This is a genomic window from Candidatus Dormiibacter sp. (assembly GCF_050999135.1).
Taxonomy (GTDB): domain Bacteria; phylum Chloroflexota; class Dormibacteria; order Dormibacterales; family Dormibacteraceae; genus Dormiibacter; species Dormiibacter spiritus.
In genome coordinates this window covers 1-22,082 of record NZ_JBPCPN010000047.1, presented here as the reverse complement: position 1 = coordinate 22,082, position 22,082 = coordinate 1, and the positions used below count along the sequence as shown (strand labels likewise).

Annotated in this window: 18 protein-coding genes; 7 read left to right on the top strand and 11 right to left on the bottom strand. The window is 66.2% G+C overall.

The genetic code is table 11. The features are described from left to right. The first annotated feature begins 205 nt into the window (after window positions 1-205). The 3 genes from ACR2MZ_RS11565 to ACR2MZ_RS11555 all read left to right on the top strand — a co-directional run bounded on the left by ACR2MZ_RS11565 (window position 206) and on the right by ACR2MZ_RS11555 (window position 2,641). Entirely contained in the window at window positions 206-844 is a 639-nt protein-coding gene (locus ACR2MZ_RS11565; RefSeq protein ID WP_434005187.1) for a PadR family transcriptional regulator, read from the top strand. Between the two features lie 91 nt (window positions 845-935). Next, window positions 936-1,883 carry an ATP-binding cassette domain-containing protein gene (locus ACR2MZ_RS11560; protein ID WP_434005203.1) on the top strand — a complete coding sequence of 316 codons (948 nt, stop codon included), beginning with the start codon at window positions 936-938 and terminating at the stop codon, window positions 1,881-1,883. Next, window positions 1,880-2,641, top strand: coding sequence for an ABC transporter permease (locus tag ACR2MZ_RS11555; RefSeq protein WP_434005186.1), 762 nt, complete (start codon window positions 1,880-1,882; stop codon window positions 2,639-2,641). The genes ACR2MZ_RS11560 and ACR2MZ_RS11555 overlap by 4 nt, the downstream gene beginning before the upstream one ends. Before the next feature lie 24 nt (window positions 2,642-2,665). Here the strand turns inward: ACR2MZ_RS11555 and ACR2MZ_RS11550 are convergent, their stop codons facing one another. From ACR2MZ_RS11550 to ACR2MZ_RS11525, 6 genes are all read right to left on the bottom strand, one after another. Further along, a complete protein-coding gene (locus tag ACR2MZ_RS11550; RefSeq protein ID WP_434005185.1) occupies window positions 2,666-2,956 on the bottom strand; it encodes a protealysin inhibitor emfourin in 291 nt (96 codons plus the stop codon). A gap of 57 nt (window positions 2,957-3,013) precedes the next feature. Continuing rightward, on the bottom strand, window positions 3,014-4,054 hold the full coding sequence (locus tag ACR2MZ_RS11545; RefSeq protein ID WP_434005184.1) for a M4 family metallopeptidase: 1,041 nt from the start codon (window positions 4,052-4,054) through the stop codon (window positions 3,014-3,016). 99 nt (window positions 4,055-4,153) lie between these two features. Continuing rightward, window positions 4,154-5,260, bottom strand: a complete 1,107-nt coding sequence (dnaJ, locus tag ACR2MZ_RS11540; RefSeq protein ID WP_434005183.1) for a molecular chaperone DnaJ — start codon at window positions 5,258-5,260, stop codon at window positions 4,154-4,156. Window positions 5,261-5,346: 86 nt separating this feature from the next. After that, window positions 5,347-5,871: a nucleotide exchange factor GrpE gene (gene grpE / locus ACR2MZ_RS11535; RefSeq protein WP_434005182.1), complete on the bottom strand. Its 525-nt coding sequence runs from the start codon at window positions 5,869-5,871 to the stop codon at window positions 5,347-5,349. Window positions 5,872-5,990: 119 nt separating this feature from the next. Next, window positions 5,991-7,007, bottom strand: a complete 1,017-nt coding sequence (hrcA, locus tag ACR2MZ_RS11530; RefSeq protein ID WP_434005181.1) for a heat-inducible transcriptional repressor HrcA — start codon at window positions 7,005-7,007, stop codon at window positions 5,991-5,993. A gap of 1,110 nt (window positions 7,008-8,117) precedes the next feature. Further along, on the bottom strand, window positions 8,118-9,629 hold the full coding sequence (locus tag ACR2MZ_RS11525; protein WP_434005180.1) for an NAD(P)/FAD-dependent oxidoreductase: 1,512 nt from the start codon (window positions 9,627-9,629) through the stop codon (window positions 8,118-8,120). 113 nt (window positions 9,630-9,742) lie between these two features. On the opposite strand from ACR2MZ_RS11525, the gene ACR2MZ_RS11520 reads away from it, so the two are divergent. Then, the gene (locus ACR2MZ_RS11520) at window positions 9,743-11,296 is read left to right on the top strand and encodes a DUF2142 domain-containing protein (protein WP_434005179.1); all 1,554 of its coding nucleotides are present in this window, start codon (window positions 9,743-9,745) and stop codon (window positions 11,294-11,296) included. A gap of 14 nt (window positions 11,297-11,310) precedes the next feature. Here ACR2MZ_RS11520 and ACR2MZ_RS11515 read toward each other — a convergent pair whose 3' ends face one another. The 3 genes from ACR2MZ_RS11515 to ACR2MZ_RS11505 form a co-directional block, all read right to left on the bottom strand. After that, window positions 11,311-11,964: a DUF998 domain-containing protein gene (locus tag ACR2MZ_RS11515; RefSeq protein WP_434005178.1), complete on the bottom strand. Its 654-nt coding sequence runs from the start codon at window positions 11,962-11,964 to the stop codon at window positions 11,311-11,313. Window positions 11,965-12,077: 113 nt separating this feature from the next. Then, entirely contained in the window at window positions 12,078-13,193 is a 1,116-nt protein-coding gene (hemW, locus tag ACR2MZ_RS11510) for a radical SAM family heme chaperone HemW (RefSeq protein ID WP_434005177.1), read from the bottom strand. A 55-nt stretch (window positions 13,194-13,248) separates the two neighbouring features. Next, window positions 13,249-13,704 carry a YbaK/EbsC family protein gene (locus ACR2MZ_RS11505; RefSeq protein ID WP_434005202.1) on the bottom strand — a complete coding sequence of 152 codons (456 nt, stop codon included), beginning with the start codon at window positions 13,702-13,704 and terminating at the stop codon, window positions 13,249-13,251. 10 nt (window positions 13,705-13,714) lie between these two features. On the opposite strand from ACR2MZ_RS11505, the gene ACR2MZ_RS11500 reads away from it, so the two are divergent. Both ACR2MZ_RS11500 and ACR2MZ_RS11495 read left to right on the top strand, forming a co-directional pair. Continuing rightward, complete coding sequence (locus ACR2MZ_RS11500; protein WP_434005176.1) at window positions 13,715-14,719, top strand: hypothetical protein; 1,005 nt, start codon at window positions 13,715-13,717, stop codon at window positions 14,717-14,719. A 471-nt stretch (window positions 14,720-15,190) separates the two neighbouring features. Then, entirely contained in the window at window positions 15,191-17,662 is a 2,472-nt protein-coding gene (locus tag ACR2MZ_RS11495) for a DUF8189 domain-containing protein (protein ID WP_434005175.1), read from the top strand. Window positions 17,663-17,751: 89 nt separating this feature from the next. Here the strand turns inward: ACR2MZ_RS11495 and ACR2MZ_RS11490 are convergent, their stop codons facing one another. After that, window positions 17,752-19,218 (bottom strand): sulfatase family protein, encoded by a 1,467-nt coding sequence (locus ACR2MZ_RS11490; RefSeq protein ID WP_434005174.1) that lies wholly within the window; start codon window positions 19,216-19,218, stop codon window positions 17,752-17,754. Next, complete coding sequence (locus ACR2MZ_RS11485) at window positions 19,218-20,366, bottom strand: MiaB/RimO family radical SAM methylthiotransferase (RefSeq protein WP_434005173.1); 1,149 nt, start codon at window positions 20,364-20,366, stop codon at window positions 19,218-19,220. The genes ACR2MZ_RS11490 and ACR2MZ_RS11485 overlap by 1 nt, the downstream gene beginning before the upstream one ends. A 134-nt stretch (window positions 20,367-20,500) precedes the next feature. Here ACR2MZ_RS11485 and ACR2MZ_RS11480 point away from each other — a divergent pair. Further along, a partial coding sequence (locus ACR2MZ_RS11480) for a glycosyl hydrolase family 18 protein (protein ID WP_434005172.1) occupies window positions 20,501-22,082 on the top strand: 1,582 nt, incomplete at its 3' end.

The following is a 22,082-nucleotide window of genomic DNA, read 5'->3' as shown; positions in this document are numbered from 1 at the left end:
CGGTTAACGACAAAGGCTGAATCCAGGGCTGACTGGTTAGTCCCTTGGCGTCGCGAGCACAGGCCGAATCCGGGATGTGATATAAGTATACGTACATGTGCGCCGAGCTGCAGGCGAGCCGCAGACCGGTGGCTCTCAAGCAAAAACTTTTGATGCGTCAGGCACCAATGCGACATGCTATAGTGCGTAACGCAGTATGTCCAGCATGACCACTAAGCGGGCTTTCCGTGACCTCGCCGCTCTGACGGTGCTGGCACTGCTCTCCGAGCAGCCGCGGCATCCGTACGAGGTCCAGCGCCTGATCCGCGATCGCCACAAGGACTTCGTGGACGGCAGTCCCCGCAGCCTTTACCACCGGGTTGACTGGCTTGTCCGCCGCGGACTGATCGAGGTGGCCGATACGGGCCGCGAAGGGCGCCGTCCGGAACGGACCGTCTACCGCATCACAGATCAGGGCCGGGACGAGCTTCAGAGCTGGTTGACGACCCTGCTCAGCACACCGCTCAACGAACACCCCCTCTTCTCGGCGGCCATCAGCTTTCTCGGCTACCTGCCCGCGGAGGCGGCCATCGTCGCGCTGGACGGCCGGATGGTCGCTCTCGAGGGCGATCTCGCCGGCGCTGACGCCTCGCTCCAGGCGCTCCGCAGGCAGCTTCACCTGCCCCGCGTGGTCCTGCTCGAGCATGAGTACGACCAGGCGCTGCGTCGAGCCGAGCTGCAATGGGTGCGTTCGCTGATCGACGACGTCCGAGCCGGCCGGCTCACCTGGACGGGGGACGCGGACTTCGAAGCGCACCGCCAGCGATCGACTGTCGGCGCCGCGCCGCCGACGAGCACCGAGTGATCCCGTCCCTGACAGGCAGCAAAGCGTTAGCAAAGGAGGCACCCCCCGTCGCATGGCAATGAATCACGACCAGACCCCGCTCTCCGGCCCGGTGATCCAGGCCCGAGGCCTCCGTCGCGTTTTCAAGAGCCGCCGCCAGAGCGTCGAGGCGGTTGCAGGTGTCGACCTGCAGGTCGAGCATGGCGAGATCTTCGGCTTCCTAGGCCCCAACGGCGCGGGCAAGACGACCACGCTGCGGATGCTGGCGACGCTGCTGCCACCGAGCGGGGGTGAGGCGACGGTGGCCGGCTGCGACCTTCGGCAGGAGGCGGCCGAAGTCAGGCGCAGGATCGGCTATGTGGGCCAGACCGGCGGCAACGACCCTGCCATCACCGGCCGCTCCGAGCTGGTCTTCCAGGGGCGGCTCTACGGGATGTCAGTGTCCGAGGCGCGGGCGCGGGCCGCCGAACTGATCTCCAGTCTGGAGCTCGAGGACTGCGCGGATCGCCAGACCAAAACCTACTCCGGCGGCCAGAAGCGGAGGCTGGACATCGGCCTCGGCTTGGCACACAAGCCTCAAGTGCTCTTCCTCGATGAGCCCACCACCGGCCTCGATCCGCAGAGCCGAGCGCGCATGTGGGATGAGGTCCGGCTGCGGCGCGAGGGTGGGACGACAATCTTCCTCACCACTCATTACCTCGAAGAGGCGGATGCGCTCTGCGACCGCGTGGCGATCATCGACCACGGCCGCATAGTCGCCGAGGGCACGCCCGACCAGCTGAAGCGCCAGATCGCCGGCGACGTCGTCAGCGTGGGTGTGGCAGGCGATCAGGAAGCGATCCTCGAGCTGCTGAGGCCCCAGTCGTTCGTCCGCGAGGCGGGCTGGCAGGACGGCACCCTCCGCCTCTACGTCGACCGGGGCGAGAGCGCGATGCCGGCCATCCTCCGCCTCTTGGACGGCGCTGGACTGGAACTGGACACTATCTCCCTGACCAGGCCGAGCCTTGACGATGTCTTTCTTCGCCAGACCGGCCGATCACTCCGGGAGACCGCGGCATGAAGATTCTGCGTGACACCTGGCTGGTCTTCCAGCGCTATCTCGGACTGCTTCTGCGCAACCCCGCGTGGATAGTGATCGGCGTCGTCCAACCGCTGCTCTACCTGGTGCTCTTCGCGCCGCTGCTCAAATCGATCGCCGCGACACCCGGCTTCCCGGCAGGCGGCGCCTACAACGTCTTCGTGCCAGGCCTTCTCGTGCAGCTCGGCCTCTTCGGAGCGTCGGGGGTCGGCTTCACGCTGATCGCGGAGCTGCGCCAGGGCATCATCGAGCGGCTGCGGGTGACGCCCGTCAGCCGCCTGGCGCTGCTGCTCGGCCGAGCCGTTCGCGACCTGCTGACGCTGCTCGTCCAGTCCATCCTGCTGGTCCTGCTCTCGCTGCCGTTCGGACTGAGCATCGAGCCCCTGGGACTGCTGGTCGTGCTCGCTCTGGTCGCGCTGATCGGTTTGCTGACGGCCTCGGTGTCATACACGCTCGCGCTCTGGTTGAGAGACGAGAACTCATTCGCGCCGCTGCTCTTCACTGCTACGCTGCCGCTCCTGCTGCTCTCAGGCGTCCTGCTGCCGCTGTCGCTGGCGCCCAACTGGCTGCGAGCCATAGCGGCGGCGAACCCTCTCGCCTACGCCGTCGACGCAGCGCGGGCGATCTTCAATAACCACCTCGCCGATGCGAGCGTGGTGAAGGGCGTGGTGATCATGGCAGTGCTGGCCCTGGTAGCTGTGGCGGGGGCGGCTCGCTCTTTCAATCGCGCTGCGGCCTGAGCTCAAGACCGGGCCTTAGAGCGGTCAGCCGGGAGCCGGACGGAGGGCTGTCAACAGCGCGTTCAGAGCTTGCGGCCAGTGCGCCTCCGGAACCAGGGCCGTGCGCTCGGCTAGGTCCAGGCGATAGCAGAAGCGGTCGGGCTGGCCGGCGCCCGGATCGCTGCCCGGCCAGTGCTCGAAGCACAGCTCCACCGCCCCGCGCTCCGACTCGCTCAACTCTGAGTATTGGAAGCTGGCTCGCAAGAAGAGGCCCGCAAAGCCGCCTGATCGCTCGAGCTCGAGCTCGAGCTGCTCGCCGCCCCGGCTCGGGCTCACCCCCCCAGACGAGCTGTCATGACTATTTTGCGCGCTCAACTTCCGGCCGGTCGGCGCTTAGAGCACCTGCGTTTCCCGCCATGCCTCCTGCACACTCCTGGCCTCAGCCGAGCCGAGGCCGAACAAGCTGGCCGCCATCGTTGTAGTGGCCTGAGCGAACTGCACGAAGCCCGCCTGTGGGCCCACCGCCCCGCGCACCATTACCTCGTACCAGATCCTGCCCGCGCTGTCCCAGGCATGGCCTCCCAGGGCGACTGCGGCCAGATAGAAGGCGTGGTTGGGAATGCCCGAGTTGAGGTGGACGCCCCCGTTGTCCGAGGCCGTGCTGACGTAGCCGGACATCGAGCCCGGCTGGTTGTCCCCCTCGTAGGCGGTGCCGGGCGCTTTCATGGAGCGAAGCGCCTGGCCCTGCATGACCGGGCCCAAGATGCCGGCGCCGATCAGCCAGTCAGCCTGCTCTGCGGTCTGACCAAGCTGGTACTGCTTCACCATCGAGCCGAACACATCCGAGATGGATTCGTTCAGCGCGCCCGGCTGACCCAGGTAGCGCAATCCCAGGGTGGCCTCCGTCACCCCGTGCGTCAGCTCGTGGCCGATGACGTCGATGGCCTTCGTGAAGCCTGTGAAGAGCTGCCCGTCGCCATCGCCAAACATCATCCGCTGGCCGTCCCAGAACGCGTTGTCGTAGCGCTCGCCGAAGTGCACCTCGCCCAGCAGGGGCAGGGCGGCGTTGTCTATCGAATCTCGCCGGAAGACATCCCAGTAGAAGCCGTAGGTGGCGCCCAGCCCGTCGAAGGCCTCATTGGCTGCCTCATCGGCGGAGGGCTGTCCTTCCTCCGTCCGCAGGACGCTGGTGGCGTGAGTGTCCAGGCGATGCCTAGCGTTGAAGACGGTTCTGTCAGGCCGGCCGGCGCCTCTTGTGACCGCGAGCTGCAGCCGCTGGGCAGAACCGGCCAGCAGCGCGTTCTGGATGCGGCCGGCGCGGATTGAGTGATCGATCGAGAGGGTGGCCAGCGCGATCTCCCGTTCCTCGGCCGAGCCGCGCAGTGCCCTCTGCTCCAGGAGCTGCGGCGGAACTATGAAGTGGTAACTCCGCATGGCTGAACCTTCCCTCCTTGTTCCGGCTCCCGACCGGCTCTGGTACCGAGTCCGGCAGGATTGCGAGTGGCGCCAAGCTTAGTGGACCGAATGAATCGGCTAATCGATGTTGATCACGTCGCGGAGCTTCTCGAAGAATCCCTTGGAGACCTTCTGTGGCTTGCCGGTCAGCCCTCCCACCTTGCGCAGCAGCGCCTTCTGCTCGGCCGAGTAGTCCTTGGGGACCACCACCTGGACCACTACGAATTGCTGGCCCCGGCGCCCGCTGCGCACGTTGGGCATGCCTCGACCGGGAAGCCTGAACGTCTGCCCATACTGGGTGCCCGGCGGCAGCAACAGCTCGACAGGACCGTCCAGCGACGGAACTTCGATCCGATCCCCCAGCGCCGCCTGCACCAGGTTCACGTGCAGCTCGTAAACGATGTCATCGTCCTGCCGGCGGAGGTGCTGGTGGGCACGGACTCGGATCACTACATAGAGGTCGCCGGGCGGCCCACCTCTCAACCCCACCTCGCCCTCTCCGGTCAGCCGGATCTGCGATCCGGTGTCCACGCCGGCGGGGATACGCACTCTGAGTCGCCTGCGCTCCTCGGTCCGGCCCTGGCCGTGGCAATGGGCGCAGGGCTTTCTGACCACATGCCCCTCCCCGCCACAGGTCGGGCAGGCCACTATGTTGACGACTGTCCCGAAGATGGACTGCGCTTGACGCCGAACCTGACCGGCGCCGGCGCAGGTGCCGCAGGTCTCACTGGAGGTGCCCGGGGCGGCGCCTGAACCGGCACAGACCGAGCAGACGGCCTGGCGACCCACGTCGATCTCCCGCTCCACACCTCTGTAGGCCTCTTCGAACTCAATCGTGAGGTCGTGACGAAGGTCGTTGCCGCGCGTGCTCCGCCGGCGCGGCCGCCCGCCGCCGCCGAAGAAGGTGTTGAAGATGTCACCGAAACCGAAGTCGCCGAAGTCGTGGGCCGCGCCGGCGCCGACACCAGAATGGCCGAACATGTCGTAGCTGCGTCGCTTCTCCGGATCCGAGAGAACGCCGTAAGCCTCGCTGCACTCCTTGAAGCGCTCGGAGGCATTCGGATCCCCGTCGTTCCGGTCGGGATGGTATTCCATCGCCAGCTTGCGGAACGAGCGCCGCAGCTCATCGCTCGACGCCTGCCGGCTGACGCCGAGCACCTCGTAGTAATCCCGCTTGACTGCCAAGCTAGTCCCTCACGAACCTCGGCGCGCGCCGGCCGCCGAGCGTTTCGCTGGCAGGCGCCTGTCAATGCCGATAGAACTGCCGTCCACTAGCCCTTCCGGGAGACCTTCACCAGCGCGGGTCTCAGGACCTTGTCGTGCATCCTGTAGCCGCGCCGCAACTCCGTCACAACTGTGTCGTCGGGATGCTCGTCCGACTCGACAGTGCCGATCGCCTCATGGAGCTTGGGGTCGAATTTCGTCTCCAGGGCGGGCACGGCCTCCACCCCCGCTGTGGCAAGCGCCTCCTCGAGTTTTTGAAACGTCAGCTGCACGCCTTTGAGCCAGGTCTTGTCGACGCGCGCCGGCGCGTGCTCCACGGCCAGTTGGGCGTCGTCCAGCACGGGCAGCAGCCTCTCAGCCAGCAGCGCCCCGGCGTAGCGGTAGGCGTCCTCCTGCTCCTGCCGCACCCGCTTTTTGTAATTCTCGAAGTCAGCCGCCAGACGCAGGTGGCGTGAGCGCAGCTCCTCGAGCTCCTCCTGCAGCGAGGCAATAGCCTCCTCGTCGGCTTCCTTTTCCTGAGTGGCGGTTGGCGCCGCCTGGCCAGCGGGGGCGCCCCCCTCATCCTCGATCAACTGTTCATCTCCTGCATGTCTCTGGCATTGATACCTCAGCGGGGAGGCCGAACAAACTTCAAAGTGCCAATCGTCGGCTGGCTTTCGCCAAGATCGCCGCCCTACTTCTGGTTTGAAGCTCAGGCGTAGGCTTCAGCGAGCCGGGCGCCAGCCTGCCGAGCGATCGCCTGCAGGCGGCCGACGGTGGCGCCGTAGTCCAGCCGAGTGGGACCGACGACGCCCAGCACTCCCTGCACCCGCCGCGATGGCCCCCAGGTGGTCAGGATCACCGCACACGAGCGCAGCTGCTCAGTCCTGTTCTCAGAGCCGATGACTATCTGCAGGTCGGCGTTGGCTGCCAGCTCCTGGAGCAGAGCTACCAGGTAGCGGGTCTCCTCCAAAACCTCCAGCACCTCGTGCAGGCGGCTCGACTCGGCGAACTCCGGCTGCTTCAACAGATTGCGCACGCCATCGTGGACCACCATGCCCCCGCCTCGGCTCTCGAAGAGCGCAAGAGCTTCGACCAAGCTGCCCAGAAGCTCCTTCTCCACGCCCTCACCAAGCCGGCCCAAGCGCAGCTCCAGCTCATCCCGATCCCTGCCGGCCAGCTCTCGGTTGAAACGACTGGAGAGCCGCGTCAACTCCTGTTGCCGGATGGGAGAGCTCACTCGGACCACCTGCTGCCGGATCAGGTTGCCCTCCGCCACCAGGACCACCAGCACGTCCTCGGGCTCCAGGGACACGAGGTCCAGGTGCTTGACCCTCACCAAACCGCCCTGCGGGCCGGTCACCACAGAAGCGTTGCGGGTCACGGAGGCGGCGATCGTGGCCACCTTCTCGACCACGCTCTGGGGATCGGGTGGAGTGGAGCGGAACTCCGCCTCGATATAGGCCTCCACCGCGGGCGGAGCCGGCTCCGCCTCCATCAGGAAGTCCACGAAATAGCGGTAGCCGCGATCGGTGGGAATCCGCCCTGCGGAGGTGTGCGGCTGGATCAAGTAGCCCAGGTCGACAAGGCCCGAGAGCTCACTCCGCACAGTGGCGGACGACAGGTTCAGGAAGTGCCGGCTGACCAGCGCCTGCGAGGCCACTGGCGTCGCCGTCACAGTGAACTCGCGGACGACTGCCTTCAGGATGTCCTGCTTTCGTGACTGCATCGCTGCTTAGCACTCCTAGCTTACGAGTGCTAAGGCCGGTTTTCGCTTACGGTCCGGCACTGACGCTTCAGCACCCGGGACTTTGGGGGGACCCAGCACTTCTGGGCCATCCAACCCTGGTAATCCCAAGGAGTTTGAGGGGATTTCTTGCTTATTGACATCATCTGGCCGATTGTGGTACGGTTTTACCGGGCCTCCCGCAGTGCACGGCTGGGGGCTCATTAAGCCAGGCACCCACCGAAGCGCTCGGAAATCCAAAGGGGTGCGTCGGCAGACGACAAGGGGGGATCAAGGGTGAGAAACCCGGCCTCCACGACGCATCCGCCCTCGCGGATGGAAGAAACGTCGCGGAGCATCAAGAGGCTCTAGGCCTCAGTAGGAGAAAACCCCGATGAAACGAGTCCTCATGGCGGCAGCTGCAGTGTCTGCACTGCTCTTGCTGTCCGTCACAGCCGCACTGGCATGGAGCGGCGACACTGCGCGCGTTACCTACGCGTGTGTTCCGCCAAGCTCGGTCACAGTGACCGCCGTTGTGTCCACGTCCACTGGCACGTTCGTAGCCGAGAAGTCGGTCACGGTTCCGTCCGGTAGCAAGGGATCGATCTTTTTTGCCGCTGACTTCAGCGCGCCCTATGACACGACTACGGCGCACTGCGTGACCCCGACACCCAGGCCCACTCCCACTCCAACCCCAACGCCAACGCCAACGGCAACGCCTACGCCGACACCCGCCCCCGTCGCTCCGCCCAAGGACGCGCCGCCACCGCCGGTGCATCAGGCACCAGCGCCGCCGGCGTCCGCCCCGAAGCCGGCCGTTAACAATTCCGCCCCGAAGCCGGCCGTCCAGCCAGATGCGCCCGTGCAAGCTGATGCGCCAGCGCAGCCGGCCCCCATGCCCTTCTGCGAGCAGGGCCACGTATTCACCCCCGGCCAGAACTGCATCCAGCCCGGAGGCTTGGGTTAGCAGTACCTAGGTCGGCAAGACCCTGAAACAGAGCCCCTCGGCCCGTTGCCGGGGGGCTTCCCCGTAGGACGGGGGAGGGGAAGAACGACCACAGCGGCCGCCGGCGCCGAACCGCTCTCCCGCGCCTGCCGGCGCGGCTGCCGCCGCTAGGCGACCGGTTCCTCTTCCCTGACCCGGCTGGGCATCTGCCGGCCCGAGAGATCCTGTTCGCCGTCGCGCACCTCCTCGTGGTACTCGGCGTCGGCGTTCACCTTCCAGGGATCGAGCTTGGTCACTCCTGCGATGTTCCGGGCGACGAGGAGCGCGGTGAGCATTGAGTGATCCTGATTGTTGTACTTGTGCATGCCGTTGCGGCCGCAGAGGTACAGGTTGGGCACGTTGGCGTCAAGCCACTGCCGGATGGTCCCAAGGTGGTCCAGGTAGACGTCGTTGTAGACGGGATAGGCCTTCCGCTGCCGTACGACGGCACCGTCGAAGATCTCGGCCCCCTCGCACATGCCTAGCTGGACGACTTCTCGGGTGCCGAGTGCTATCAACTCCTCATCAGTGCTTTGCCAGAGCTGATCGTCCTCGAAGCAGAAGTACTCCAGCCCCAAGCAGGTGGTCTCCTCATCGGGCACCATCCAGCGGCTCCAGTTCTTGAAGTTCTGGATCCGGCCGACCTGAACACCCGGCTCGTGAATGTAGATCCAGTTGTCGGGGAAGAGCTCCCGGCGCCGGATCATGAGCACCACAGACAAGAAGTCCCGATAGGAGAGTGAGCGCGCGGCCGCCAGCACTGCCCGCGGCGGCGCCGGGTCGAGCTTCAGCATCAGCTCGCGGATGGGGAGCGAGGAGACGAAGTCGCTGCCCCTGACCTGCCGGACGCTGCCGGCTGTGTCGCGGGCCTCGACGCTGACGACCCGCCCCTTCTCGTGCCGGATCCGCTCGACGGTTTGACCCATCTGAACTGGCTGACCTTGCGCAGCCATGAGGTCCCGCACGGTCTCCCAGAGCTGGCCCGGTCCGAGGCGCGGATAGCGGAACTGGTCGATCAGTGTCTTGATGACCTCGCCTCGTTCCTTCGGCTGGCGCGGCGGGATCAGCGCGTTCTTCACGACCTGGGCGAGATCCAGACCCTTGATGCGTTGGGCCGCCCAGTCGGCGGAGAGCTCGCTGGTCGAGATGCCCCAGACCTTCTCCGTGTAGGTCTTGAAAAAGATGCGGAAGAGCCGTTCGCCGAACTGGTTTCGGACCCAGTCCTCCAGGTTGCGCGGCTCCCTCACCGGAGTCAGCTTGGCCCAGGCGTAGCTGGCCATGCAGCGCACTGTCTCGACAGGACCCAGACTCAGCAGGGCATTGGTCGCCTTCAGCGGGTAGTCGAAGAATTTGCCTCGGTAGTAGATCCTCGAGAGGCGGTTGCAGGTCAGCATCTCATCGCCCAGGATCTCGGTCCAGAGGTCCTCGACCTCCAGGTTCTTGGAGAAGAAGCGGTGACCGCCGATGTCGAAGCGATAGCCGTTGTGCTGGGCGGTGCGCGCGATGCCGCCGACGTACTCGGGATCCTTCTCCAGGACAGTGGCGCCGATGCCATGCTTGCTCAGCTCGTACGCCGTCGTGAGCCCGGCCGGACCCGCCCCCATGACGACGGCGTGCGTGAAAGAGGTGTGATTGTTCATTCTTCGGAGCAGTCAGGCGCCCTGGCAAGGGCGAGCGCAACTGCGACTGCGTCGACGTCCGGCGCTGAACTCTCAGGCTACCAAACAGCCGGCTGCGTAAAGTTCGAGCCGGATTGGGAACCCAGGCACATTTTGGCGCGCGCCGGCCCTGGCCCGTCCTGCTGCTCCTGGCCGGCTATCTGACCCTCGCGGTAGCGTGGCTGGCGGCCAACCCGCCCGGTGCCGGCCCGGACGAGGATGCGCACTACGTACGGGCTGCGGGTTTGAGCCAGGGCGAGGTCCTGGGTCGAAAGGTGTTGGTCCAGCGCTCGGCAGGTCAGCCCGCGCCGGGTTCCGCCATCTCTGAGGCTGTGGATCGCACCTACTACCTGCCGGCCCAGCTGGCCCCTCCCGACTTCTCCACCTGCTACCGCTTCCTTCCCGGCAGGAGCGCCGCATGCGCCGATCTGGGCCAGGCCGGCAACGCCGGTCGTCGGCTGAGCTACGTGGGCGTCTATCCGCCCTTCGCTTACCTTCCCGCCGCCGCGCTGATGGCGCTGGCCGAGCAGCCGGTGGAGGCGCTCTATCTGGGCAGGTTGGGGATCGCTTTACTCTGTTCTGGCCTACTGATTCTGACGGCGCTGACGCTCTGGCGGGGCCGCCGCAGCCTGCTCGCCCTGGCCGGATTCCAGCTGGCGATCACGCCCATGGTTCTCTTCCTCGCGACGACGCTGGCACCGAGCGGGGTCGAGGTGGCGGCGAGTGCCTGTTTCTTCGCTGCAGTTCTGCGGATCGCAACAGGGCGCCGTCAACCGCTGAAGCTCGAGTGGACGGCGCTTGCTCTGGGCGGCTTCTTCCTGGCCACGAGTCGTGCCTTGGGGCCCGGCTGGCTCATCGCCGACATCTTCGCCGTGCTCGCGTTCGTGCCGAGCCTGGGCTTCCGCCAGCGGCTGCTGCAGCCTGACCGGTGCGGCCGGATGGCACTGGCCGCAGTGGGCGGCGGGCTGATTCTGGCGCTCGCGTGGGGCGTTTGGATCAACCAGGGCGCAGTCGTCACGCTGGCTGCTGTCGCCAATGGCATGGCCCAGGCGGCCCAGCAGCTGCGCTGGCTGGCGCCGCAGCAGATCGGGGGCTTCGGCTGGCTCGACGTCACGCTGCCCAGGCCGCTGACCGGCCTCTGGCTCTCGGCCTTGGCTGGCTTTGGCGGACTGGCGCTCTGGCTGGGCACCTGGCGCCAGAGGTTGGCGCTGATCGGCCTGCTGGTCGCTGACCTGGCAGCCATAGTCGTGACCACAGGGATCTTCAATCTCCCGTTTGGAGTGGCAGGCCAGGGCCGCTACGCGCTACCCGTGGGAGTGTTGCTGCCAATGGCCTGCGGCGAAGTCGTATACGCCAACCGCGGTCGGTTGTCGGTCGGTTTGAGGGCATCGCTGCCGCTGGCGATCGCCGCCGCCACTGTGGTCGTGCAAGTGGGTGCCTGGCTGGTCAACAGCCGCCGCTACGCGACAGGTACCCGGGGCGCCTGGCTGTTCATGCTGAACCCCCAGTGGCAGCCGGCGCTGACCTGGTGGCCGTGGCTCTTGCTGGCCCTGGTGGGCGGCTCGGCCCTGATGGCGGCGGCTATAGTCCAGAACGTCTCTCCAGCTCGGCATCTGAGGCTTCACACCGCCAGTGACCGCGCGGCCTGAGCTGCACCCGCCAATTAGCCGCTAAAGAATCTCGCCCCCGCCCACAAGCGGGCGAGCAGCACCAGCCCCCAGATGGTCTCTACGTTGGTCGCGAGCCGCTCAAGGACTCCGGCGTACTCGAAGTGACGACTATTGGCCACGCCGAAGAGAGCAATGAACACGTTGATCAGAATTCCGCTGGCCACCGAGTAGAAAACCCAACCGCGCCATCTCGGGTCTCCCCAGAAGCGCCGGGCCATGACGAACAGCCCGATCATCATGGCGCCGATGATCAAGAACAGAAAAGAGAAGTGGATCACTCCGTGAGCGGTGGCGAACTGTCCCGTCGTGGCAGTTCCCGGAGGATAGCCCGGCGCGGGATCAGTTGAGAAGAAGCCGATCCTGATAAGACTCAAACCTTCGATCCCGCGAATGATCGGATACCAAGTCGCGCCCACCCCGCCCTTCAGGATTCCCCGCCAGACGACCGCCAGACCCAGGGTGACCAGACCGAGGCCGATGAAGTTGGCCTGCTGAATCCATCCACCAGGACCCAGGCTGAGTGTGCTGATGGCTTGCTGCCAACTGTCATAGCCGGGCCGGGTGGCTCTCTCGATGAGGTAGACGGCGGTGAAGAGTACCCATCCCGCCATCCCGCCGGTGAGCCAGAGCAGAGGTGCACGAGGCACGGGTCGCCGCTGCTCGACACTCTGCTCCTCCAATCCGGGACTGATCACGCGAACCGTCCTCCCGTGGTCGACCTCCCCAGCGCCTGATCACCGCTCAGAGGCGCAGAGCTCACCTAAAGCACGGCGAGCGCTATCTGGTTGTGGAGGTCCAGACCGCGCCGCGTGGGCGCCCAGACACCACTCTCATCTGCACCTACCAAGCCGGCGCTGGCCAGCTCCGCCAGCGCCGCCTCGAAACCTGACGGCGGCAGCAGTCCGGAAGTTGTGCGCAGGCCGAGCATGACGCGCTCGGCGGCCGCCAGCCGCGGAGCCAGCTCTTCTGAGCCCGCCACGACGTTGCCGGCGGTCACGGCGGCCAGATACTCGCGCGGCCGAGCGACGTTCCACCAGCGCCAGGCGCGCTCACCATCACTGGCGTAGGAGTGGGCGCCTGCGCCGGCGCCGTAGACGGGGCGGCAGTCCCAGTACGCCTGGTTGTGGCGAGACCGGCGGCCGGGCAGGGCCCAGGAGGAAACCTCATAGCGCTTGAAGCCCGAGCGGCTCAGGACCCGATCTCCGGCGTCGAGCAGTTCCCACTGGAAGTCGGCGTCCACCTCGGGGAGAACGCCGGCCGACCGCCGCTTGTGGAGGAGGGTGCCAGACTCGAAGCTGAGGCAGTAGCAGGAGAGATGGTCGGGCCCCAGAGCCGCCGCCTGACGGACTGTCTCGAGCCAGCTCTCACGACTCTGAAAGGGCACTGCATAGATGAGGTCCAAGCTGATGTTCTCGAAGCCCGCAGCGCGCGCCAGCTGGAAGGCCTGCCGGGCCAGCGCTCCGTCCGTGCGCCGTTCCAGCACCGCCAGGGCCTGGCGGTCGAAGCCCTGCACGCCCAAACTCAGGCGGTTCACGCCGCCGGCCCGCCAGGCGGCCAGCCGCTCCGGATCGGTGGAGGCGGGGTTCGCCTCTAGAGTGATCTCGGCTTCAGCAACGACGCTGAACAGCTCCCGCACTCGAGCCAGCAGGCGGCTGATCAGCGCAGGCGGCAGGAGGCTGGGGGTCCCGCCGCCCAGATAGACGGTTTGCAGGGAGGCGAATTCTTGCGCTGCGCTGGCCGCTTCAAGCTCGCGCAGCAGCGCGTCCACGTAGTCAGGCATCAGCCTGTCCATCCCCGCGTAGGCGTTGAAATCGCAGTAACCGCACTTGTGCTTGCAGAAGGGGATGTGCAGGTAGAGATGCCGGAAGGGGAGCACTGGCTCTAAGTATCGGCCGTTGGCTTGCAAAGAGACTCGCTAGAGCGCGACTGGCTCAGGCCAGGCTCACCACTGTCGCCTGGGCCAGCTCCTGCAGCCGCTGAGGGGTGATCGCGAACACGGCATCCGGCCGCCCGGCGGCTGCCCAGATCAGCTCGTAGCGCAGAAGGTCCTGGTCCAAGAAGACAGGCAGCTCGCTGGCATGGCCGAAGGGGGGCACGCCGCCGATCGCATAGCCGGTCGCCGTCCGAGCTAGCTCGGCATCCGCCCTCTCCACCTTGCCGCCCGCCGCTGTCGCAAGTTGGGTCAGATCGACCCGGTTGCTGCCGCTGACCAGCGCGACTATCGGCCGGCCAGCTACCTGAAAGACCAGGGATTTGACTATCTGACCCACCTCGCAGCCAATCGCCGCCGCCGCATCCTGAGCCGTCCGCGTCCCCTGCGGAAAGTGGCAAACCTCCAGCTCCAGGCCGGCTTGCTGCAGCCAGCTTTCGAATCTGCTCACGGCCATAATTCTGGGCATGAGCGTGAGTTTCCGCCGGGAGCGCGTCGAGGGAGAGATCCTGGTGCCGAGCGACTCTGGCTACGAGCCGCGCCGAACGGGCTACGAGATGCGCTGGGATCCGCTGACTTCTCAGGCCTGCAAGCTGCTGCCGGAGAGCAACCTCCTGCCCAGCAGCGAATTCGATCTGGCGGCTTTCGGAGAGCAGAGCAGGAGCTGGTGTCCCTTCTGCGCTGAGCGGGTGGAAAGGGTGACGCCGCGCTTTGCAGCGGCGATCACCGCGGAAGGCGTGTTCCGCCGCGGCGAGGCGCTCTGCTTCCCCAACCTCGCCAGCTACGCTCGACACGCCTCGGTCTCGATCTACGGCCCCGAACGCCATTTCCTGCCGCTGGACCAGATGACACCGAGGCTGGTGGCCGACAACCTGCAGACGCAGATCGAGTTCTGCCGCGGCGCCCGCCGGGCGGACGGAGAGGCGACCTGGGTCTCGCTGAGCGCCAACCACATGCTTCCGTCCGGCAGCTCCCTCTTCCATCCCCACGTTCAGGGTGCTGTCGATCCCTTCCCCACCACCCAGCAGGCCATCTCAGCAGATGTGCCGCGCGAGCTGGTGGGCGAATATTTGGCGGCCGAGCGATCGAAGGGTGAGCGGCACATCGCCAGCAGCGGAGAGGTCGAGTGGCTGGCGGCTTTCGCACCGGCCGGTTTCCATGATCTGCGCGCCTTCCTGCCCCGCTTCGAGAGCCCAGAGCAGCTGCCGGAGCCGGTGGTCCAAGAGCTTGGCGAGGGTCTGGTCGCCGCCCTGCGGCTGTACAACGAACTCGGCTGTAGCAGCTTCAACTGGGCGCTCTTCGGGGCGCCGCGCCCGGCTCACGTGCTAAACCTGCGCCTGGTGGCTCGCGCCGGGCTCCAGGAGACCTACCGCTCGGACGTCACCTACTTCGAACGCCTGCACGGGACCGCCCTTGTGGATCAGGCGCCGGAGTTGCTCGCTGAGCGTGCTCGGCAATTCTTCCAGGACTGAGAAAGCCCCCAGCGCGCAAAGCCAGTCTTCAACGCCTGAGTGGCCGCGATACAGGTCTCATCTAAACGGGTAGCGCGATTACTAGCCCCGTGGGTCCCGGCCGCTGGGGGGGTGATTGGCAAATTGCGTGTATCCCCGCGGCCACCGGGAGCCTCTGAAACCAAAGGCGAACCGCGACCGTTCTCAGGCGCGCACCTAACAAGGCCGTCGACTCCTTCCCCTGAGGACGGCCGCTCGCGGCGCTCCCCGCCCGGGATACGCGCTGGACCTGGGCTGGTGGTGGGCGCCCAGCGACACCCATCGGTCGCACCTCACTTAGGTCGAGCGCACACCGCACGGCGCTGGTGGAGCTTGTGCCATAATCCCCCGATGTCCCTGTTCGCGGCACCGATTCCACCGCAGCCGGCGATGGCTGGGCGACGCCGCGGGACTGGATCCAGACACCGGCTCCTCCTGCTTGCCGCTCTGGCGATGACGGCCGCCAGCTTTTCGGCTGCGCTGTCGATCAGGCCTGCCCGGGCTGACGTTCCCGCCGACCAGGTCGACATTCCTGTGGCGGGCAGTCCCTTATCCAATATCGTCACAGCTTCCCCCTACAGCCTCACGCCTGGCTTCTTGCCGGCGGTCCACGACTATGTCGTGCGCTGCCAAACCGGCGTGAACCAGGTCACTTTTACCCTCGTGGCAATGCCCGCAGGCTCGATCCAGGTGGGCTATCAGAGCGGTTCCACGGCGACAGTCACTGTGGGGCTCGCGGAGAGCCAGGCGGCCGTTGTTCAAGCAACAGACCCCAACAATCCCGCCGGCCAGATTCAGTACTGGATCCGCTGCCTGCCTCACGACTTTCCGCAGATGAACGTGAGCAAGCCGGGGACTCCGTCGCCTGGTTGGTATCTCACCGGCACTGTCGTGCCGGCGCCGGACAACAGCAGCAGCACCTACGCGATGATCCTGGACGAGAACGGGACTCCAGTCTGGTACCAGCCGGCACCCGGCGGGGCCATCAACGTTGAGCTGCTGCCGTACTCGAAAAACACCCTCGCCTGGGCACCTAGCCTGGGCCCAGGAGTGGGTTCGAACCCGAACGGAGCCTACAACCTTTACCAGCTGGACACACAAACATCATCGTCTCTGGCGGCTCCTGTGCCGCCAACCGACCCTCACGAGCTGCTCCAACTTGCCAACGGGAATCGCATGATGATCGCCACGCCGCTTCAGGACGGTGTGGATCTGACGCCCTTGGCGCAGTTCAATACTCCCCAATACCAGTACGCCAAGAACGGCACCATCGTGGACTGTGTAATCGAGGAGCTTGACCCCCAGGGAAAACTGGTGGGCCAACTATGGAGGGCCAGCAAGCATATCAATGTTGGAGAATCCAATCGCCCCGCCATCGTCAACTACAACGGTAAGGACGTTGCGGACATCTTTCACTGCAACTCCATTGACGACTCCGGGACCGGTGACATGCTGGTGTCAATGCGCCATACCGACGCCGTCTACCGGATCACGAAGGCGACGGGCCTCGTCGCCTGGAAGATGGGCGGGAACCAAACGCCACTCAAGGACCCTGGAGCCAAGCACTTGAGCCTCACTGGTGATTCAGAAGGGGGGTTCTTTGGCCAACACGATGCCCGCTTCCGGATGAACGGGAGCAGTACAGACGTCACGCTGTACGACGATCACTCCACCTCGCCGCCTGGTTGCTCGGCCCCCTTCGACTGTAACAACTCAGCATCCCCTCCGGGTCCGCCCGCGCGAGGCGTCGAGTACGCGATCAACGACCAGGCTGGAACCGCGAATTGGCTCTGGGAGTACCGTTCGCCCGACGGTCAGAACGCTCCTGCCACCGGGGGCTTCCGGCGGTCACCCGACGGTAATGACAACGTGATCGCGTGGGGATTCAAGAGCGGTTCCGGTTTCACTGAGGTCGACGCCACCGGCGCCCAACTGCTGGACGTGACCTACCCCAACGGTGACCTGGAGTACCGGGCGGTGAAGGTCGCGCCGGGCGCCCTCGACCCCACCCTGCTTCGACAAACCGCCGGGCTTCCCCGGCCCTCAGCGCTCCCTGTCGCGTGGCAGGGAATCGGCGGCCTCTCCCTCACCTCGAAGCCGGGGGCGGCCTCCTGGGCGCCCAACCGGTTCGATGTCTTCGCGCGCGGCCCGGATCAGCAGATGGGACACCTGTGGTGGGACGGCACACAGTGGTACGGCTGGGAGCCACTGGGCGGCGTGCTAGCCTCAGGCCCTGGTGCTGCTGCGCGGGGCCCCGGACTACTGGACGTCTTCGTCCGGGGTACTGACGACCAGCTCTACCACAGGTGGTGGGACGGCACACAGTGGAACGGCTGGGAGGCGCTGGGCGGCGTCCTCAGATCGAGCCCAACCGCCGCCTCCTGGAGCGCGGGGCGGCTGGACGTCATGGTCCAGGGAACAGACAGCCAGATCTGGCACAAGTTTTGGGACGGCAGTCAGTGGAGCGGCTGGGAACCGCTCGGTGGCCAGACCAACTCCGACCCGGCCGTGACCTCCTGGGGCGCCGGCCGGCTCGACCTCTTCATCCGCAATGTGGACGGCACCCTCGGTCACCGCTGGTACGACGGCGGCCAGTGGTCGACGTGGGAGTGGTTCGCCGGCAGCCTCTCGAACGGTACGGGGCCGTCAGCGGCGGCCTCTGCGAACGGCGAGCTCGACGTGATAGTTTCCGGCACCGCCAACGTGCTCCAGCGCCTGCAGTACAACGGCGGCTGGCGCCCGTGGCAATCCCTGGGGGGTGCCACTCCCCAGACGCCGTCCGTCGTAAAGCGGGACCTGGGAGCCGCGGAAGTGTTCGTGACCGGGACTGACGGTGCCCTCTACCACGAGCCGCTTTCCAGCGCTTCACCGGCTCGGACCAGACCGATGGCGCCCCCGAACCGGGGAGACGCCTCCAAGCTCTGACGCGATAAGCGATCGTCCGGGGCCGCCAATGGCCTTGCAATTCGTCTAGGGAATCGACGGTTTCTGAAGCCGCCGCTGGGTCCATTGAATCAGGTCACGAAACAGTCGGCGCCGTGGCAGGCTGTCAGCTTCTGAAGCAGTGCGTGAAGTTGGCGCTGAATCGCGGGATCCGCCGAACCGGCCAGGTTGCTCAACTGATACGGATCCTTCCGGTCGTCATAGATCTCGTTGTAGACCGGCTGCTGCTGGGCGTTCAGGTACTCCACGTACGTGTACTGCGCTGTTCGGATGGCGTTGTATGAGGGTGGATCCTCGTTGCGAAATCGCGTGTAATCAGGATCGTTTGGCGAGGCATTAGGACCATGGTGCTCGACCAGCGCGGCCTGCCGCCAGGCTGGCGAGCCGTTCGATCGCAGCAGCGGGAGGAGCGAGACACCATCCACATCCGGAGCGGGGACGCCGCCGAGACGAGCGAAGGTCGGGGCGAGGTCGATGTTCATGACGAGCTGGTGCTGAGTGAGGCCCCGGGGGACGCCCGGGCCGCTGATCACCAGAGGCACGTTGATGTCAGTGTCGAAGGCAGTCTGCTTGCCCTCATGAAGGCGGTGCTCGCCCATGTGATAGCCGTTGTCGGAGCTGAAGACGAAATAGGTGTTCTGGAGCTGGTTTGTCTCCCGCAGGGTCTTCTCCAGGTTGCCGATGAGGTCGTCGACGGCAAGGTCGGCCTCGACGCGCTTCTCGTAATCGGCTCTCACGGTGTCATTCTCCTTCGGGGTCAACGGAGGCGCAGCCACCCGCCACCTGGGCGCGTTGAGATCCTGGGCATCGTAGGCCGGAGTCTTCGGGTAGGAAATACCGCCCAGCTTCCCCAGATAGCGCTTGGGCGGCGTGTAGGGAGCGTGTGGCGCAAAAGTGGCCAGCTCGAGGAAGAACGGCTTGCCGGCCTTGGTGGACGTCTGGATGAACTGCTGACCGCTGCTGGCGATGACGTCGGTCAGGTAGTCGGCTTCGGAAGTGCCGTAATGGACGATCTGGCCGTCGAGGTTGAGGTCATAGTCGTACTGGGGATAGCCGTTGCCGCCCACGTCCCACTCGTCCCAACCAGGCGGCACGTATGTTCTGGGCGGGTCGGTGACCTCCATGTAGCCGTTCAGGTACTTGCCCATCATGGCGGTCCTGTACCCGCCCGAGTGGAGCCAAGTGTTGATTGCCGAGTTCTGCTCCCCGCGTCTATAGAACTCCGCAAAGCCGCCGTCCGAGCCGCCGTTCGTGAAGATGCCGGTGTTGTGGGGGAATTGGCCCCTGAAGATGGACGACCGCGAAGGGCAGCAGAGGGAATCGGTCACGTAGTAGTGATCGAACGTGACGCCCTGCTGCATCAGCTGCTTCACATGTGGCATGCGATCGACAAGGTTCCAAGACAGATCGTCAGTCAAGACGAAAACGATATTGGGGTGCCCGATCGGCGTAGCCGTCGTGGTCGCGACCCCGGTGGGCTGGCTGCAAGACGCGAGCGCCAACAGGACAGCCACCGCCAGTACCAGCACGCGCGACATCATGGTTCGAGGACACCGAGAGGACGGAACGGCAGTCTCTCCAACTGGCCGGGACGGCGGCCGGCGGCGGGAGCGGTGACGGTGAGGTAGTTCTCGGCGACGCCCCGGATCAGACCGTCCCTCTCCCGATCCCAGATCGCGTCCACCTCGAGGCCTGCCCAACTGCCCTCGTACTGGGCATGCAGGCGTTTGCCCAGCTCGATCGTGCGGCGCGAGCGCTCCCGGGCGACCGCGACTGGAGCGGCGTCCGAGTAGCGCACCGCCGCCGTGCGTGGCCGGGCGGAGTACCGGAACACGTGCAGGTCCATGAAGCCGGCGCGTTCGATGGCCGCCAGAGTGGCTTCGAAGTCCCCCTCCGTTTCGCCGGGAAAACCGACCATCACGTCCCCGGTCAGGGCGAGAGCTGGTTGGACCTGACGCACCATGGCCACTGCCCGCTCGAAGGTGGCGAGATCATAGCGCCGCCGCATCCGCGCCAGGACCGCATCGGAGCCGGACTGGAGCGGCAGGTGCAGGTGGGGGCACAAGCGGGGATGCTCGAAGAGCCGAGCCAGATCCGCATCGACGTGGGAAGGATCGATGGAGGAGAGCCGGATCCGGGCCGGCGCCGCCGCGTCCAGCAGCCGGGCCACCAAGGCTGCGAGGCCGCCACGATAGGAGCCCAGGTCGATCCCTGTGAGGACTATCTCTCGGTAACCGGCCTCGGCGGCGCGGCGAGCCCGCTGCTCCAGATAGGGCAGCACCCGGGAGATCGAGCGGCCGCGAGCCTGCCAGACAATGCAGAAGGTGCAGCGGTTGTCGCAGCCGTCCTGCACCTTGAGCACGTAGCGGGAGCGCCTCGTGCCTGGCGGCTCCTCCGGCGCTACGTTCTCCACTGCCTGCTTCCAGCGGTTGGGCAGCACCAGGTCGGCACCCAGTGAGTCGCCCGGGTGGGCGTCGACGTAGCAGCCCATGAGCAGCAGTGCGGCATCTGGCTGCTCCCGGCGGGCTCGCGCCACCGCTTTACGGGTGTCCCGGTCGGCGGCTCGCGTCACTGTGCAGGAGTTGACGACGACGATGTCCTCTGTGTCCTGAAGGACTGAGGCCAGCTCTTCGGTCTCGGCGGCATTGGTGCGGCAGCCGAGGTTGATGAAGCGAGGCGGGGCCATCCCTCAATTGTTCCGGAAAGGCGCCGCGCCAGCTAAGCCAGCCGAGCTCGCTGCCTCGTGGCTGCCTACGGGGCACAGGCTGGCAACTTGACGTAGGTTGGCGGTCCGCGGTAGAGTGCCGCTCGCACCGCCAAATGACCCTGTACCGCTGGGGGGTACGGTCCGCCATTGCCAAGGCAGGGCTTTTCCTATTCCTCTCTCTCACGCTTCTTGACGCGGCCGCGGCACCGGTACCGGCCGGCGAGCCGTATCGCGGCCAGGTCCCCATGCCGGGTCAGGCGACGAGCAAACCTGTGGCCAGACCCGGACCGGATGGCACCAAGCCGATCATCACGGCTGCCCTGGAGTCCGCGGTGAGGCAGCCTGGCGCTCCCCTGCCGCCGCGCAATTCTGTGCGACCGCTCAAGCCACAGGGCGGCGCCATCGCTGCCGGTAGCGCCCTGCAGCGCGAGGTCTTCGGCTTCGTGAACGCCGGCAACTTGGGCGATAGCGGTGTCGGCTACACCACCTGGGACTTCTCGCTGCTCTCCACTGTCGCCTACTTCGGTCTGGCGGTGAACGCTGACGGCAGCCTGGCGCAGGGCAACACCGGCTGGAACGTGTGGCACTCGGGCACCGCCAGCGGGCTCCTCAACACAGCCCATCAGAACGGCGTTCGGGTCGTGGTGAGCCTGACAGCGCATGACCAGGCCACGCTCTGCAGCACCCTCAGCGCCGGCAGCATCCAAAACACTGTCAATCAGACGGCGGCCAACCTGCTCGGCGCCGACGGCGTGAACCTCGACTACGAGGGCGTTAACAGCGGCAGCTGTCCGGACGGCCAGAGTCTGCCCGCCAAGATCAATCAGCTGGCGCAGGCTTTCAAGAACCGGGGACTGGGCTACCTCTCCATCGACGCGTATGCGGGAGCGCCCGAGGGCGGCGGCTTTTTCGACATTCCCTCGCTTGCCCAGATCGTGGACAGCATCTTCGTGATGGCCTACGACATGGATATCTCCAACGGTCCCTGCTCCACCTGCATGGGGGCTGTCGCACCGCTGGCCAACAACCCTCAGAACGCGTATCCCTGGAACGTCACCCGGGCGGCGAACGACTATGCGCCGTGGGCGAGCAAGGTGATCCTGGGCTTTCCCTACTACGGGCACAAGGCATGCGTCGACCCCAACCCCCCGCCCAACGCCCAGAGCCGGGGCAACTTCGGCGCGGATTCGTACCTCACCATCCAGAGCTATCCGGGCGATCCCAAGATCCACAGTTGGAGCGGCGTGCGCCGCGACGGACTCGATCCAGCCGGCCAGGAACCCTGGGCAAGCTTCATCAGTGACTACGCCTCCTGCTGGCGGGAGGAGTACTGGGACGACCCCCTCTCGCTGGGCTACAAGTACGACCTCGTCAACCAGCGCAATTTCCGCGGCGCGGGCATGTTCACGCTCGACTACGGCGGCGGCGGCGCTGAGCTGTGGAGCGCCTTGGCCAGCCACTTCCGCGGCCAAACTCTGCGCTTCGGGCCCGCTACTGGTTCGCCTTCGCTGCTGGTCAACGCGGACGGTCATCTGGAGGCGTTCGGTCGGAGCCAGAGCGGTGCCATGGTCCACAGCTGGGAGGGCGCCTGGGGCAGCTGGTCGCTGCTGGCCCAGGGTGGTCCCGCCCTGCTCACCGCGCCCGCCACGGCGCTCAACCAGGACGGTCGGGGAGAGGTGTTCGCCACCGGCTCCG